We start from the raw sequence: 15,294 nt of genomic DNA, 5'->3' as shown, positions 1-15,294 counted from the left end.
GGCCCCGCCACGTCTGTGGCAGAGCCGTTTGTAAAACCCAATCCGCAAAAACCGGTTTGCATTTTACTTTTTAATCCGTCAGCTGATCAGGCTGATGTATCGACATTGCTGCCCGGTTCGTCGCTTTTTGCAGCTTCCTGACCAGCCGGGTTTTTGGTAACCCCGACCATTGCCGGACGCAGCAGACGTCCTTTGAGCACATAACCTGCCTGCATCACCTGGGCGACATGGCCATCGGGATAAGCAGGGTTTGGCATTTCGAACACGGCCTGATGCTGATTGGGATCAAGCTTTTCACCCAGCGGTTCCAGTTTTTCGATGCCATTCTGCTCGAACGCCTTGAGCAAGGACTTTTCGGTCATTTCGACACCGTCAATCAGGGTCTTCATTGCGGGATCTGCATTGGCATCGTTGCCCGCGGCTTCAAGAGCGCGGCGAAGGTTATCGCCAACATCAAGAAGATCACGAGCGAATTTTGTGACGGCATAGTTGCTGGCGTCTTCGACATCTTTTTTGGCGCGGCGACGGGTGTTTTCCACCTCGGCGGCGGCGCGCAGCAGACGGTCCTTTAATTCGGCAACTTCGGCTTCGAGTACGGCAACGGGATCAGCATTCGCAGTTTCGCCGCCTTCTGCTTCGGCATCTGTCGCCTCTGCTGCGACATCTTCAACGACAGCTTCGTCTGCGCGAGCAGCGCCGTTCAGATCTTCCGGGTTGTTCTTTGCGGTTTCCGACATGGCTAACCTGTACCTTCAATTTGTGTGGCCTGACACGCAGCGCCAACGTTTATCCAATCAGTCGCCCGACCAGCTTGGCGGTGTAATCGACCAGCGGAATGATCCGGGCATAATTGATCCGGGTCGGTCCGACAACCCCGATTGCGCCCACAATGCTGCCTTCGGCATTCTGATAAGGCGAAATCACCATCGAAAGTCCCGATCCGCCGAACAACTTATTCTCGGACCCGATGAAAATCTGCACACCTTGGGCAATCGTGGTGACATCAAGCAATTCAATCATCTGATCGCGTGCTTCGAGCACGTTAAACAGCCGTCTGACAGTTTCGAGCTGTTCGATCGTGTCGATATTTTCAAGCAGCTGCGACTGGCCCTTGACGATCAGGGACGAACCCTTGACCCCGCCGGCCCACGTCGCAAGTCCGGCATCTATCAGACCTGCCGACAATTCGTCGAGTTCCTGTTTGATGCGGTCGCGTTCGAGACTCATCAATTGCCGGGCGTCATCAAGTGTCTTTCCGGCCAACCGGGTATTTAGATAGTTCGACGCTTCTGTCAATGCCGAGGTCGGCAAATCGGGCGGAACATCAAGGATACGATTCTCGACATTGCCGGTTTGCGATACCAGAACGGCAAGAACCTTTCCCGGTGAAAGGGCAACAAATTCAATCTGTTTTAAACGGATGCCATCGGTTTTCGGTGCAACGACAAGCCCGGCACATCGTGACAGGCCTGATAGCATGCTGGTGGCTTCGCCCAGCATCTGATCAAGCGAATAGCCTGCCTGTTCACAATTCTTGGTCAATTGATCGCGTTCGGCGTTGGGCAGATCGCCGACTTCCATCAGGGCATTAACGAAAAGACGCAGGCCTTTTTCGCTTGGTAAACGACCAGCCGAAATATGGGGGGCGACCAGAAGACCCATTTCTTCAAGATCGGACATCACATTGCGGATGGTTGCTGCCGAAAGATTTTCCGACATACGGCGTGCAATCGACCGCGAGCCGATCGGTTCGCCGGTTTCGACATAGGCATCGACGATCTGGCGAAATACTTCGCGAGACCGCGCATTCATATCGCCTAGTATTGTGTCGTCAAACAGCGCCATGCCAAACCTGAAAAAGAAATGCGTTGCGTGGAATTTAGTGAGGTGTCGGGCAGGCGTCAATGAAGCTGGCGGATCGGAGGAAGCAGGCGAAGATCTGAAGGTTGCTATGGATCAGGAACTTAGACCTGCCAATCCGTTGAATTCGTCGCTAATCGTCTGTGGTTTGCGACTTTTCTTGTTGGAGTCTCGTGGTGATGATGCCGGGTTTTTGCCGTTATTTTCCGGGAAACTGCTGGACCTTTACGGAGATGCTCAGTAGCTTTGGCCGCAATTTCAGCTATCTTTGATCAGCCAATTAGGGCTGATCCGACCCAGATTAAAGAGGTTTAGACCCCATGCGTCCATCCGGCCGTAATTTCGATCAGCTTCGCGACGTTTCCATCGAAACCGGTGTTTCCAAATATGCTGAAGGCTCCTGCCTGATCAAATTTGGGGATACCCATGTGATTTGTACCGCGACGGTCGAGGACAAAGTGCCGGGCTGGATGCGCAATTCCGGTAAGGGCTGGATCACAGCCGAATACGGCATGCTGCCGCGCGCAACCGACAGCCGTATGCAACGCGAAGCTGCACGCGGTGGTCAGTCGGGACGTACCCAGGAAATCCAGCGCTTGATTGGTCGTTCGATCCGTGCGGTGGCCGACCTCAAAGGCATGGGCGAAATGCAGATGCGCCTTGATTGCGACGTGATTCAGGCAGATGGGGGCACGCGTACCGCATCGATCACGGGGGCTTATGTTGCAGCCCATCTGGCGTTCCAGGGCGTTCGCCGTCTTGGTTTGATCAAGGAAATTCCGTTGACCCAGCCGGTCGCAGCAATTTCCTGCGGAATTTATCAGGGCGAAGCGGTGCTTGATCTTGATTATGCCGAAGACAGCAATGCCGGCGCAGATGCCAATTTCGTCCTTGCTGGCAATGGCGGCATTGTCGAAGTTCAGGCGACAGCTGAAGATGTGCCGTTTGATCGTTCTGCCTATGACAGGATGTTTGAACTGGCTGAAAAAGGTTGCAAAGAACTGTTTGCCAAACAGCGTGCGGCCATCGGTCTTTAAGAATTATTTCCGGCGAGGCATTTGTTGTCTCGCCCGGAACTGCATCTGTGTTTCCCACCCGTCCTCGTCTTAACGACCCGACTATCTCAGGCAGCATCATGGCCCGTCGCTTTACGGAAAAAAAACTTGTCATCGCCAGCCATAACAAAGGCAAGATCAAGGAAATCGCCGAATTGCTCGATCCGTTCGGGATCGAGGTGATTTCCGCCGGTGATTTGAACCTTCCCGAACCCGAAGAAACCGAAAACAGCTTTATTGGCAACGCGCAGTTAAAGTCGCTTGCCGCGACCCGGGCTGCCAATTTGCCGGCCTTATCCGATGATAGCGGCATGTCTGTTTCGGCTCTTGACGGGGCGCCGGGCATTTATTCGGCCCGCTGGGCCGGACCGGACAAGGATTTCGACATGGCGATGGAAAAGGTCCAGAACGGTATTGGTAACCATCCCGATCGCCGGGCGGCTTTTATCTGCGCCCTGTCGCTGGCTTGGCCCGATGGCCATGTCGAGAATTTTGAAGGTCGGGTTGAAGGCGAAATTGTCTGGCCGAAGCGCGGGATGCACGGTTTTGGCTATGACCCGATTTTCCAACCAAAGGGTTATGATCAGACCTTTGGCGAAATGGACCCGGCAAAGAAACATGAAATGAGCCATCGGGCGGATGCGTTTCGCCAGTTGGTCAGAGCTTGTTTCAAGTAAAGATTTGGCGGTCAAGCTGCCTGCATCGAACCTATGCGCGCATCGCTGATGTAACCATCGGCGGTGCGTGTTACTTTATCCGTCTTTCCCGTAGTCGAAGATCGAGAACCGCGTGTCCCAAGCAAACGCAGAAGCCGTCCCGTTTGGCATCTATATCCATTGGCCGTTTTGCCTGTCGAAATGTCCCTATTGTGATTTCAACAGTCACGTTGCGGACAAGATTGATCATGCGCGTTGGCGGGCAGCCCTTCGGGCCGAACTTGCGGCGGGGGCGGCACGCCATCCCGGACGGACTGTCGGGTCGGTGTTTTTTGGTGGTGGCACGCCATCACTAATGGATCCAGAAACGGCAGGGGCATTGATTGCTGATATCAAAACCTTCTGGCCGGTAACCGATGACATCGAAATCACGCTGGAAGCCAATCCGGGAACGGTTGAAATCAACCGGTTTTCCGCTTTTGCAGCCAACGGCATCAACCGGGTATCAATAGGCATTCAGGCGCTCAATGATCGGGACCTTAAATTTTTGGGGCGCGTTCATAATGCGGCGGAAGCCAGGCGTGCCCTTGATGTTGCGGCCAATGTCTTTGACCGGTTTTCGTTCGATCTGATTTATGCCCGGCCCGAACATGATCCGGAAGCATGGCGTCGGGAATTGCGCGAAGCACTTGATATCGCACGCGGTCATATCTCGCTTTATCAGCTTACAATCGAGCCGGGTACGCAGTTCTACACCCTGCATCAGCGCGGTGACCTGGTTGTACCCGACGAAGACCTAGCGACCGATCTTTATGAAATCACCCAGGAAGAAACCAGCGCTGCAGGTTATAGCTGCTACGAGGTTTCCAACCATGCCCGTCCGGGGCAGGAAAGCCGCCATAATCTGGTGTATTGGCGCTATGGCGATTACCTTGGTATCGGGCCAGGGGCGCACGGCCGCGAAGCTGTTATTCAGCCAGATGGCAGCACGAAACCGATGGCGGTACGCCGTCATCGTGCGCCGGAAATCTGGCTTGACCGTGTGGAAAAGCAGGGACACGGCACCCAGGAAGAAACAGCGTTGGAAGCCGATGAACGTTTGATCGAAATGGTGATGATGGGGCTGCGCCTGAATGAGCCGATTCCGTTGGGGCGTTTTGAGCGGATTATTGGAAAAGCTCCGCGCAAGGCATTGGACTCAGAGCGGCTTGAAACCCTGATCGCGTCGGGCGATCTGATTTTCGATCACACCGGATTGCGTGCGACTGATCAGGGCCGGAACCGTTTGAACGGGGTTCTCAGATACTTGTTCGACCATTCGGCGTGATCTTGGCTGCGGCGGAAAATCAAGATTTTCCTTATGTTTTGCAGCGATGGCCGGTTTTCAAAGATTCGTTTTGCAAAACCGCCAAAAAGGTTGTTGACACCGAAGTTTGGCAGCGTATATTGCGCCCCGTTCCGGCGGGTTTCGCCGGGCAAATATCACAAGCCCCTATGCCCAGGTGGCGGAATTGGTAGACGCGCTGGCTTCAGGTGCCAGTGGCCGCAAGGTCGTGGAAGTTCGAGTCTTCTCCTGGGCACCATACCCCAGTACACCCGACGGTGTGCTGGGGTATTGTCGTTTTGGGGTTTTGGCAAAAGCCTTGCTGCACATGACTTTTGCGTCGCGGCTGGAGGATGGCTGTGTTAAGACGGCTGAACACCCGTATAATAGAGAGTTGAAATGTTTTCTTCTCGCTCTGATGGCGTGGCGCCTGACGTCAGTTTCATTCTGCCGGTCTATAACAAGGCGGCGGCCTTGCCGTATTTTTTTGCGAGTCTGCTTGCGCAGCAGGGACAGTTTTCGGGCGAGGTCATCTTCATTGATGACGCTTCAACGGATTTATCGCGTTCAGTTCTGGACGGCTTTGCGGCAAAGCATGATTTTGTCCGGGTGATTGCCAACGATACCAATGCTGGTCCTGCAATCCGGCTTAATCAGGGAGCTGCTCAGGCGCAGGGAAAATACCTTGCACTGTTTGATTGCGATGAGTTGCTGGCTCCTGATGCGGTCACAGTGATGCTGGATCTTGCTCGCGATCATGACGCCGACATGGTGCATGGTAAGGGACGAAAAACCGACGTGCCAATCGAGCAGGCGAGAGCCGGGATGATCGGCAGTAATATTGATGTAAAGACATTTGATGATGTCTTGGGCCGCATTTTGGGGCGAGGCATGGTGCGGATGACATGGTTGGTGGAACGGATATTGTTCGAGCAGGCAGGAGGATGCGACCCCGATGTGTTCATTCAGGATGAATCCCTGCCATTGCGATTATCGTTGCGTGCGCGCCGTGTGATTGATGCCGACATGGTCGTGACCGCCATTCCCGATGCGGGAAATCATCTTTCGGCGAATAAAATGCAGCAGCATCACGACCGCTTCTTAACGTATGCGAATTTTTTGCGTGCGCATCCCGAAATAGCACCTGACAAGCGTCGCAAAATATTCGGCAAGTGCATTTCGGCGGCACGCAAGGCCAAACGTTATGGTGCGCCCTTCGATACACTTGATCTCGATCTTCGTTATCTGGCACATAAAATTGGTCTTGGTCGGAATGACCCGGCGGACTTGAGCCGTTTTGCATTCGTTTTTCAAAATCTTTCCGGCATCAGGAGGTCAGCCAAACCGTGATGGCATGATTCTCCTTTGTGTTTCAGAAAATCTCTATTCAATAGCGGATACGAAACATGCGATGCGGTGTCTCTTTTGCATCGCGACGGCGGGGATGCTGTGTTAATACAGGGCCAAACCAGCATTCTGGAGAATTGCGATGACCAATTTCCTCCATCACGGAGATTTGCCCGACGGGCTTGATCTTGGCAAAGTCGTTGCCATTGACAGTGAAACCATGGGCCTTAATCCGCACCGAGATCGTCTGTGCGTCGTTCAGCTCTCGGCTGGAGATGGTGATGCCCATCTGGTGAAGTTCGACGGAGAAAATTACGAGGCGCCCAACCTTAAGAAGCTTTTGGATGATCCGTCGGTTCTGAAGCTGTTTCACTTTGGGCGGTTCGATATTGCTGTGATGGACAAATATCTCGGTGTGCGGTGCGCGCCTGTCTATTGCACCAAGATCGCATCGAAACTGGTGCGTACCTATACCGACCGACACGGCCTGAAGGATCTGGTGCGTGAACTGGTTGGCGTCAATCTGGACAAGCAGCAACAAAGTTCTGACTGGGGCTCGGCCGAACTTTCAGATGAACAGATCGCTTATGCAGCGTCCGATGTGCTGTATCTGCACAAGGCCAAGGAAGAGCTTGATCGGCGTTTGGAGCGAGAAGGCCGCACCGAACTGGCACAGGCCTGCTTTGAGTTCCTTCCGATACGGGCGACGCTGGATCTTTTGGGCTGGGAAGAGGCGGATATTTTCGCACACTAAATGCGTCCGTTTGCCAACTGATTCCATCCGTCAAATTTTTACAGTCCAGGACTACGATGTTAATTCTGTGTAAACCGGCTTCGGGTATGGGAATTGACCATGTTGAAGCGCAGGTACATATTGGCTTTCGTGGCTTGCCAGCATAGATATTCCCGCCCATCTCTTCCCTGTGAATATTTTAGGAATGCTTTTGCAGGGAAATGAAAAAGAAACCAATGACAGAAATCCCGAGACTGCAAAACACACCCGAACCGGCAGCGGAAAAGGATATTGAAGTCGCCCGCCGGGTTTTGGCGATTGAAGCGGATGCGCTGCGTGATCTTTCGGAATCGCTGAACGGTGATTTCTGCAAGGCAATTGATCTGATTGAAAGTCTTGCGGGTCGTCTGGTCGTGACAGGCATGGGAAAAAGCGGTCATATCGCCAAGAAAATTGCTGCGACCTTCGCCTCCACCGGGACGCCATCCTTTTTTGTCCACCCGGCCGAAGCTAGCCATGGCGATCTAGGCATGATCGGCAAGAACGATGCGGTCCTTGCCTTGTCGAATTCTGGTGAAACTCCGGAATTGTCTGACATCATTGCCTATACCAGACGTTTTAATGTCCCGCTGATCGGGATGACCCGTCGCCCGGAAAGCTCATTGGCAATGCAGTCCGACTATCCGTTGATCCTGCCCAACAGTCCGGAAGCATGCCCCAACAAACAGGCACCGACGACCTCGACTACGGCGATGCTGGCCTTTGCTGATGCACTTGCCGTGACGCTGATGGAACGCCGAGGCTTTAGTGCCGATGATTTCCGAACCTTCCATCCCGGTGGTAAGCTGGGGCAGCGGTTGCTGCGTGTGAGCGACGTCATGCATGATGTTGCCGATATTCCGTTGATCGGCGAAGACGCCCTGATGTCCGAAGCATTGGTAATCATGACCGGAAAATCGTTTGGTTGTGTCGGTGTGCTTGATGGCGACGGCAAGATGACTGGCATTGTTACCGATGGCGATCTGCGTCGGCATATGGCGGACAATTTGGTGGCGATGCGGGTTGTCGATGTTATGACGTGTAACCCCAAAGCGACCAGTTCCGATCTTTTGGCAGTCGAGGCACTTGCTGTTATGAATGATCGTAGCATCACGGCCCTGTTTGTTGTCGACGATATCGGCAAACCGGTAGGACTTGTTCATATCCATGACCTTCTGCGTCTGGGGGTTGCGTAATCCATGAGCGAGGATCGGAAGGCTGAGATCGAACGGGCGGCGCGCACAGCACGCATGAACGATCGCATGCCGTCCGGTCGGCGCGATGTGCAGATCAATCCGTTCCGCCGAACGATTGTTAATATGCTTAAGCTGGTTCTGCCGCTGATTGCGGCGACGCTTGTCGCACTTGTCGTGTTGTGGCCTCAGATCGAGAAAGTGCAGGAAAGTGGTTTCCGCCTTGGCTTTTCGACCACCCCCGACGATCTGATGGAAAATGTCACCATGAGCAATCCGCGCTTTTTTGGTGTGGACAGTAACCGGCAGCCCTTTACCGTGACGGCCAATGAAGCCGTCGAGCAACCCGAAAACAAAGACCGCTTGGCGCACGTGCGTCTGGATGCGCCGCAGGCCGATATCACGCTTGAGGACGGGTCCTGGATTGCACTGACCGCGGATACGGGGTTCTATACCGAAAGCAACGAGCTCCTCGATTTGGTCGGTACCGTGAATATGTATCACGATCAGGGGTTCGAAATTCATACCGAGCAGGCCGAGATTGCATTGGGTAACGGAAGTGCCAAAGGTAATGAACCGGTCGACGGGCAGGGACCGTTTGGAACAATCAAATCAGACACCGGGTTCGAGCTTGAAGACAAGGGGTCGGTAATCCGCTTTTTGGGAAATGCCCGGCTGGTGATTTTCGATAGTGCATTGAAAGGGAAGTCATGATCGCAATTGCGCCTTTTGCGATGCGTCGTTTTTTGATGGCAGCAGTTTTGGGTGGTGCGGTGATGGTTCCGTGCGGGGTCGCGTATGCTGATCCGCTTGGTCTTGCCCAAAGCGGCGGTGGAGGGCTTGAGGTCGAATCTGATAACGGCATCGAATGGCGGCGCAACGAGCAGGTTCTGATTGCTCGGGGTAATGCAGTTGCCAAACGCGGCAATTCGCGCGTTGATGCCGACGAGCTGCGCGCGCTTTATCGTGATCGTGATGGACAAAGCGAGATTTACCGTATTATCGCGACCGGCAACGTCAAACTGTCATCGGAAACCGACGTCGCGACCGGCGATCAGGCAATTTATGACATTGACGATGCGGTTGTCGTGTTGACGGGTGAAGATCTGCAATACAAAACGCCGACCGAGACGCTGACAGCTGAAGAAAGTCTCGAATATTGGGAAGCGGAACGCATGGCAGTCGCCCGTGGCAATGCGGTTGCTATTTCTGATGACCGCACTCTTCGAGGGGATGTGCTGACAGCACGGTTCGAGGTGGGCAAGAACGGCGAAAACGAGCTGAGCCGGATCGATGGCAACGGAAACGTTACCATTCGTACACCAACGGACTTTGTGGTTGGCAATCAAGGCGTTTACGATGCGAAAACGGGTATCGCAACCCTTGTCGGATCGGTTAAGATCACACGCGGCGAGAACCAGTTGAACGGTGATCGTGCTGTGGTTGACCTGAATACGGGGGTCAGCCGATTGACCGCCAACGGAAATGGCGATGGCAAAAGTCGCGTCCGCGGCCTGCTTGTGCCGGAAAAAGACGAAGAAAACAGCCCGGGTCAATCCGGGAATGGCAACTGACGAAGGGTCGGGAATTTGTTCTGGTCGCGCAAAAGCGGAAAATCCGACAGCACACATGCAAACAAGGCCGGCAGTGGCAGTAATGCATCCTCCGGTAATGGCCCGCGACTGGTAACAGCCAACAAGGGGCTGGTTGCGCACAATCTTGGCAAAAGTTTCAAGAAGCGTCCGGTGTTGAAAGATGTATCGATGTCGGTTCAGCGTGGTGAGGCTGTTGGTCTTTTGGGTCCGAATGGCGCAGGCAAGACCACCAGTTTTTATATCATTACCGGCCTGATTTCCCCGGATCGCGGTAATATTTCGCTGGACGGGCGGGATATCACCATGATGCCGATGTATCAGCGTGCCCGCATGGGAATCGGTTATTTGCCTCAGGAAGCATCCATTTTCCGCGGTATGACCGTTGAGCAGAACATCATGGCTGTGCTTGAGGTTGTCGAGGATGACCGGATCACGCGCGAGCAGAATCTCGAAGACCTTCTGGCCGAATTTGCCATCGAGCATTTGCGTCGGACTCCGGCCCTTGCCCTGTCGGGCGGGGAACGCCGTCGTTGCGAGATCGCACGTGCCCTTGCAGCCCATCCGAACTTCGTTCTGCTGGACGAACCGCTGGCCGGGATTGACCCGATTGCAGTTGGTGATATTCGCGATCTTGTACGTCATCTGAAAGATCGTGGCATTGGGGTCTTGATTACCGACCACAATGTGCGCGAGACTCTGGACATCATTGACCGGGCATATATCTTGCATGACGGTCGGGTTTTGATGGAAGGTGGTCCCGATGAAATCGTCAGGAATGACGATGTCAGAAGGGTTTATCTGGGCGATCGTTTCAGCCTTTGATGAAACACCTGCTTCTTGGGGGGTTCGGATTGACACGGGGTAGTTCATAATGGCCCTGAAGGCGCGGCTTGATCTTCGTCAGTCCCAGTCTCTTGTTATGACGCCTCAATTGCAGCAGGCGATCAAACTGCTGCAATTTAACAATATCGAGCTTTCCAATTTCATCGATAGCGAGTTGCTGGAAAACCCGCTTTTGGAACGTGTTGATCCTGGTCAGACTTTTGCCGAAGCTGGCGACGGAGCTGTCGGCAATGGCGACCAGGGCATCGACTTCCGTACAAATGATGATTTTTCGGATCGAGAGGATCGTTTCGGTACTGACCGGCTGACATCCAGCGAAACCATGAGCACCGACGATTCCGGTCCGCTCGATTGTGCGCCGGACGCCCTTTATAATGGCGAAGGTGAAATCAGTTCCGATGGTGCCCCTGTTGCCGGAAATCATGATTATTCTGCACCTTACAGCGGTGGGACAGGCGGTGGTGCCAGTGGCGAAGATTTACCAGGGCTTGAACAGACTCTGGCCGATCAGGCGACCCTGAGACAGTTGCTTGATGATCAGCTCAACATTGCCTTTGCCGATGCCGTTTCACGCATGATCGGCAGTTATCTGATCGATATGCTTGATGAAAGTGGTTATGTGGCAGGGCCACTGGAAGAAGTTGCCGAATCGCTTGAATGCGATATGGAGGATGTGTTGCGTGTGCTCGCGGCCATGCAGGGATTCGAGCCGGTCGGCATTTTTGCCCGCAATCTTGCTGAATGTATCGAACTGCAACTGCGTGAACGTAACCGGTTCGATCCGGCAATGGCGGCTTTGCTTACCAATCTGGATCTGCTGGCCCGGCGTGAATTTGATCGTCTGCGCCGGATTTGCGGCGTCGATGCTGACGATCTTGCGGATATGATTGCCGAAATCCGTACACTTGACCCGCGTCCGGGACGAACAGCTGACGGGGAACCGGCAACGCCGGTAATCCCGGATGTTTTGATGCGTGCGGCCGGTAATGGCGATTGGCATCTGGAACTCAACAGCGAGGCATTGCCACGTGTTCTGGTGAATGAGGATTACGCCGTACAGATTGGACAGGGGGTGCGGAATCGAGAGGAACGCAGCTTCTTGAGCGAGAAGCTCCAGAACGCCAACTGGTTGGTTAAGGCCCTGCATCAACGTGCAACTACAATTATGAAGGTCGCAAGCGAGATCGTGCGCCAGCAGGACGGATTCTTCAATCACGGCGTATCGCATTTGCGTCCGCTGATCCTGCGCGATATCGCCGAAGCAATAGGCATGCACGAAAGCACGGTATCACGAGTGACCAACGGCAAGTTTATGGCGACCCCGCGTGGCGTTTATGAACTGAAATACTTTTTTACCACGGCAATTTCGTCTGCGGACGGGGGAGATGCGCATTCTTCTGAATCTGTTCGGCATCGCATCAAGTCATTGATAGATGGGGAAGATCCGAAAAAGATTTTGTCCGATGACAAACTTGTCGAGCTGCTTCAAAAGGAAGGGATCGACATCGCCCGCCGAACAGTGGCAAAATACCGGGAAGCGATGAGAATTCCCTCGTCGGTCCAGCGACGGCGCGAAAAAAAGTCGCGGGTTTCCTAGCCGGTCAAACACTGCAAAATATACCCTAAGGTGTTGTATATTAACCAATAATACCCAAATGTTGACTTGGCATTAACGAGGGAATATGGTGCGGCCTCCTGATTGAGGGGCACTGAAGGTCCATATGTACTGGGAAGTCACTCAACTGGGGATAGGCGATCCATGCAAATTACGGTTATTGGTAAGCAACTCGACGTTGGTAACGCACTCCGTCAACACGTCGTCGAGACGTTGGACCCTGCGGTAGAGAAATATTTCGATCATGCGATCGAGGCCACGGTGACCATCACCAAACAGGCACATCTCTATATTGCGCAGATATCGGTCCATGTCGGCAAAGGCATGTTGGTTCAGGCGAAGGCATCGGCGAATGAAGTGTATCCTGCTTTCGATTCTGCCTGTGATCGGGTCGCCAAACAGTTGCGACGCTACAAGCGGCGATTGCGTGATCACCACAATACCAACCGTGATCAGTATGAGCAGGCAAGAATTGATGCGACACATTATGTGATTGCACAGGAAGATGAAGACCATTCAGAGGACGAACATCTCAACGGCTTTGAGCCGGTGATCGTCGCTGAAACACCGGATCGCATTGACACGCTCTCTGTCGGAGAAGCTGTTATGCGGCTCGACTTGGGGGACATTCCGGCGCTTATGTTCCGGAATGGCAAACATGGCGGATTGAATGTTGTATATCGTCGTGCTGACGGCAATATCGGGTGGCTTGACCCATCCGATAAGGAGGCTGGTGCAGCGTGACGGATACAGATTCTTCCGAGCCAAACAACGCAACGCGAAAAATGGACATATCATCGATTCTTTCCCCTTCGGGGGTGATACCGGCCTTGCGGTCCGGCGCGAAAAAGGCTGTCCTTGAGGAACTTGCCGAAAAGGCAGCCGAAGTCACCGGGCGTGAAGCAGGCGAAATTTTTTCCGTTTTGCTTGATCGCGAGAAACTTGGCAGCACTGGTGTAGGTGGTGGTGTCGCGATTCCGCATGGCAAGCTGGCTGATCTCGACCGGTTGCACATGATCTTTGCGCGCGCGCAGAACCCGATCGAGTTCGATGCTGTTGACGAACATCCTGTCGATTTGTTCTGCATGTTGATAGCACCGGAAGAAGCCGGTGCCGACCATCTGAAAGCACTGGCGCGGATTTCCCGTCTGCTGCGTAATCAGGGCATGTGTGACAAGTTGCGCGGTGCTGGTTCAGCAGATGCGATCTATGCATTGCTGACCCAGGATGAGGCGGAACAGGCCGCCTGAACGCGCAATTGACTGGGTGCAAGTTCGGCAAATAGCAAGATATCCAAAGCCGGGCGCCGTTAAGGCGGTGCCCGGCTTTACTTTTTCTGAACAATGGGGAATACGGTACCGGTGGTTTATTGTGGCTTTGGTTCCGATTTTTCCGCTGCATTAAACGCAGTCATGCGACTGGCCAGAACCACCAGGTAAAGCACAGGAATGCCGATCAAGGCTGTACCTATAAAGAACCAGCTATAACCGATTACATCGACCACAGTGCCGGAGAATCCCGCAAGAATCTTGGGAAAGAGCGTCATGATCGAGCTGAAGATCGCATATTGCATGGCGGTAAAGGAAATATTGGTCAGACCTGAGAGGTAGGCTATGAAGGCTGCCGTTGCTAGACCACCCGAGAGGCTGTCAGCCATAATAACGGCAGAAAACATTACTGTATTCGGCCCTAGGTGGGCCATGATGGCAAACAGGATATTGGTAGCAGCCGACAGGAAGGCTCCCAGAAACAGGATGCGGACCACACCATAACGAACTGATAAAATACCACCGAGGAAGCTACCCGCTATGGTCATCAACAGACCAAATGTTTTGGAAACCGCGGCGATTTCTTCCTTGGAGAAGCCGAGATCAGTGTAAAAAACGTTGGCCATAACTCCCATAACGATATCGGCTATGCGATAGACACCTATCAGTGCCAGCACGACAATGGCAGCTTTGCCATAACGATCAATGAAGTCCTTGACCGGTGCTATATATGTTTCCTGCACCATGCCGGTTGGTGTAACCCCGACGCGGGTTGTAAGCCATGCGACAATTATTGCCGCCGTGATCGAAATTGCCAGTTTAACTGTCCCTGCAATAAAACCTGCAAGTTCGCCGATTATACCGCCTTCTGTCAGGCCGGTTTTCAATGGGTCGGTCAGGTCACTTGCATAGATATTGGCGATGATGAAGGCGATTACAGTCAGCACAAACATCAAAAGGAAACGACCATAATCCGATGTTTTATGGAAATATTTGCTATCGATACGGTTAACGACTGGTTCGCTAATCAGTAGAGTCGTGATCACGCCGACCCCCATCGCCAGCGCCATGCAACCATAGGCGACCGTCCAAGCTAGCGGTTCATAGGTGCCTTCGGTCTCGAACAGACCGGCGATGGTTAATGCACCAGCACCGGCGACAATCATCCCGATGCGATAGCCAGCGATGTAGGATGAACTCATCATTGCCTGAAGGTCGGGATTGGCAGCTTCGATACGATAGGCGTCGATCACGATATCCTGTGTGGCAGAGGCAAAGCCGAGCGCAACGGCGGCAAAGGCCATTATGGTCAGATTGTCGGCCGGATTGGTAAAGCCCATCCACAAGATGGCACCGATGATGCCACATTGGGCAACGAGCAACCAACTCCTCCGGCGACCAAGCAAACCATGCAAAACCGGAAATGGCAGCCGGTCGATCAACGGAGCCCAGACAAATTTGAAAGAATATCCGAGGGCAGCCCAACTGAAATAGGTCACGGTCGAGCGGTCTATTCCGGCCTCGCGCAGCCAGATCGATAGGGTGGAAAAGATCAACAGGATCGGAATCCCCGCTGACAAGCCCATGAACAGCATAGTAATGACGCGCGGATGGACAAAGGCGCGAAATGAATCACCCCAACTGCGCAAAGCGGTGTTGTGCATGGATTTCCCCAGTCTAAATGCCACCTTGCCTGAAGGTAGGGAAAACAGGTTAAGGAATGCCGAAACGCATGGCGCCAAATATATGAGGAAAAACAAAAAAAG

15 protein-coding genes and 1 tRNA gene are annotated in these 15,294 nt (G+C 53.4%); 13 read left to right on the top strand and 3 right to left on the bottom strand.

What is annotated here, in order from left to right:
- Nucleotides 1-86 precede the first annotated feature (86 nt).
- Together grpE and hrcA are read right to left on the bottom strand one after the other, a co-directional pair.
- Nucleotides 87-737 (bottom strand): nucleotide exchange factor GrpE, encoded by a 651-nt coding sequence (gene grpE, locus TH5_RS03760; protein WP_114120740.1) that lies wholly within the window; start codon nt 735-737, stop codon nt 87-89.
- 49 nt (nt 738-786) lie between these two features.
- A complete protein-coding gene (gene hrcA / locus TH5_RS03755; protein WP_114120739.1) occupies nt 787-1,845 on the bottom strand; it encodes a heat-inducible transcriptional repressor HrcA in 1,059 nt (352 codons plus the stop codon).
- 335 nt (nt 1,846-2,180) lie between these two features.
- Between hrcA and rph the strand changes: the two genes are divergently transcribed.
- From rph to ptsN, 13 genes are all read left to right on the top strand, one after another.
- Nucleotides 2,181-2,897, top strand: a complete 717-nt coding sequence (gene rph, locus TH5_RS03745) for a ribonuclease PH (RefSeq protein WP_097051831.1) — start codon at nt 2,181-2,183, stop codon at nt 2,895-2,897.
- A gap of 98 nt (nt 2,898-2,995) precedes the next feature.
- Nucleotides 2,996-3,592, top strand: coding sequence for an RdgB/HAM1 family non-canonical purine NTP pyrophosphatase (rdgB, locus tag TH5_RS03740; protein ID WP_114120737.1), 597 nt, complete (start codon nt 2,996-2,998; stop codon nt 3,590-3,592).
- A gap of 112 nt (nt 3,593-3,704) precedes the next feature.
- Nucleotides 3,705-4,898, top strand: a complete 1,194-nt coding sequence (gene hemW, locus TH5_RS03735) for a radical SAM family heme chaperone HemW (RefSeq protein WP_114120736.1) — start codon at nt 3,705-3,707, stop codon at nt 4,896-4,898.
- A gap of 169 nt (nt 4,899-5,067) precedes the next feature.
- Nucleotides 5,068-5,154: transfer RNA gene (locus TH5_RS03725), tRNA-Leu, on the top strand.
- 140 nt (nt 5,155-5,294) lie between these two features.
- Nucleotides 5,295-6,245, top strand: a complete 951-nt coding sequence (locus TH5_RS03720; RefSeq protein ID WP_114120734.1) for a glycosyltransferase family 2 protein — start codon at nt 5,295-5,297, stop codon at nt 6,243-6,245.
- 139 nt (nt 6,246-6,384) lie between these two features.
- On the top strand, nt 6,385-6,996 hold the full coding sequence (locus TH5_RS03715; protein ID WP_114120733.1) for a ribonuclease D: 612 nt from the start codon (nt 6,385-6,387) through the stop codon (nt 6,994-6,996).
- Between the two features lie 215 nt (nt 6,997-7,211).
- Entirely contained in the window at nt 7,212-8,210 is a 999-nt protein-coding gene (locus TH5_RS03710; protein WP_114120904.1) for a KpsF/GutQ family sugar-phosphate isomerase, read from the top strand.
- 3 nt (nt 8,211-8,213) lie between these two features.
- Nucleotides 8,214-8,921 (top strand): LPS export ABC transporter periplasmic protein LptC, encoded by a 708-nt coding sequence (gene lptC / locus TH5_RS03705; protein WP_114120732.1) that lies wholly within the window; start codon nt 8,214-8,216, stop codon nt 8,919-8,921.
- The gene (locus TH5_RS03700; RefSeq protein WP_114120731.1) at nt 8,918-9,781 is read left to right on the top strand and encodes an LptA/OstA family protein; all 864 of its coding nucleotides are present in this window, start codon (nt 8,918-8,920) and stop codon (nt 9,779-9,781) included. Before lptC ends, TH5_RS03700 begins: the two co-directional genes overlap by 4 nt.
- A 15-nt stretch (nt 9,782-9,796) precedes the next feature.
- A complete protein-coding gene (lptB, locus tag TH5_RS03695; protein ID WP_114120730.1) occupies nt 9,797-10,624 on the top strand; it encodes an LPS export ABC transporter ATP-binding protein in 828 nt (275 codons plus the stop codon).
- A 49-nt stretch (nt 10,625-10,673) separates the two neighbouring features.
- The gene (gene rpoN, locus TH5_RS03690) at nt 10,674-12,242 is read left to right on the top strand and encodes an RNA polymerase factor sigma-54 (protein WP_114120729.1); all 1,569 of its coding nucleotides are present in this window, start codon (nt 10,674-10,676) and stop codon (nt 12,240-12,242) included.
- A gap of 162 nt (nt 12,243-12,404) precedes the next feature.
- Nucleotides 12,405-13,004 (top strand): ribosome hibernation-promoting factor, HPF/YfiA family, encoded by a 600-nt coding sequence (hpf, locus tag TH5_RS03685; protein WP_114120728.1) that lies wholly within the window; start codon nt 12,405-12,407, stop codon nt 13,002-13,004.
- 41 nt (nt 13,005-13,045) lie between these two features.
- Complete coding sequence (gene ptsN, locus TH5_RS03680) at nt 13,046-13,510, top strand: PTS IIA-like nitrogen regulatory protein PtsN (RefSeq protein ID WP_062950151.1); 465 nt, start codon at nt 13,046-13,048, stop codon at nt 13,508-13,510.
- Between the two features lie 116 nt (nt 13,511-13,626).
- On the opposite strand, the gene TH5_RS03675 is transcribed toward ptsN, so the two are convergent.
- The gene (locus TH5_RS03675; RefSeq protein ID WP_114120727.1) at nt 13,627-15,192 is read right to left on the bottom strand and encodes an AmpG family muropeptide MFS transporter; all 1,566 of its coding nucleotides are present in this window, start codon (nt 15,190-15,192) and stop codon (nt 13,627-13,629) included.
- Between the last annotated feature and the right edge of the window lie 102 nt (nt 15,193-15,294).

Origin of the sequence: Thalassospira xianhensis MCCC 1A02616 (assembly GCF_003326475.1) — a bacterium.
Classification (GTDB): domain Bacteria; phylum Pseudomonadota; class Alphaproteobacteria; order Rhodospirillales; family Thalassospiraceae; genus Thalassospira; species Thalassospira xianhensis.
This window is presented reverse-complemented; position numbering and strand designations above follow the sequence as displayed.